The organism is Vibrio sp. 378 (assembly GCF_033339435.1).
Map to the genome: position 1 here is coordinate 1 of NZ_JAWOUO010000830.1, position 593 is coordinate 593.

At 49.2% G+C, this 593-nt stretch carries 1 protein-coding gene; it reads left to right on the top strand.

Going from position 1 to position 593, the window contains the following annotated elements:
• On the top strand, window positions 1-593 hold a 593-nt coding region (locus R7Q48_RS29095; RefSeq protein WP_318133833.1), incomplete at both ends, for a Na+/H+ antiporter NhaC family protein.

Consider the following 593-nt stretch of genomic DNA (forward strand, 5'->3'; position numbering starts at 1 on the left):
ACTTTGGTTCTGAAGTCTCTGCGCACACCAATCCGACATTGGGTCTGATCAACTTCCTTTTACCGATGATCGTCCTAGTTGCTGCCAGCTGGTACTTTGGTATCGACCTACTGGCGGGGGTTTTCGTCGCGCTGATCTTCACCATTAGCTTCTACGGCGCACAAAAACTGATTTCAATGAACGATATGTTCGAAGCTGTTTATGATGGCATTAAAGTCATGCTACTGCCGCTTGCAACCGTAATTGGCGGCTTCATGTTGAAATCTGTCAATGACTCGCTAGGTGTCACGCAATACGTGATTGAGACCGTAAGCCCTTACTTATCGGCGTCTTACTTCCCTGCGATTATCTTTATGATTACTGGTGCGTTGGTCTTTGCTACGGCATCTTCTTGGGGAACATTCGCGGTAGCGATGCCAATCGTTCTGCCTTTGGGTGAACAGCTTGGCGTGCCACTACACTTAACCGTTGCGGCTCTACTTTCGGCATCAGCGGCCGGTAGCCACTCTTGTTTCTTTAGTGACTCTACCGTGTTGTCTGCACAAGGCTCTGGTTGTACGTCCATGCAACACGCGACGACACAGTTCCCTTAT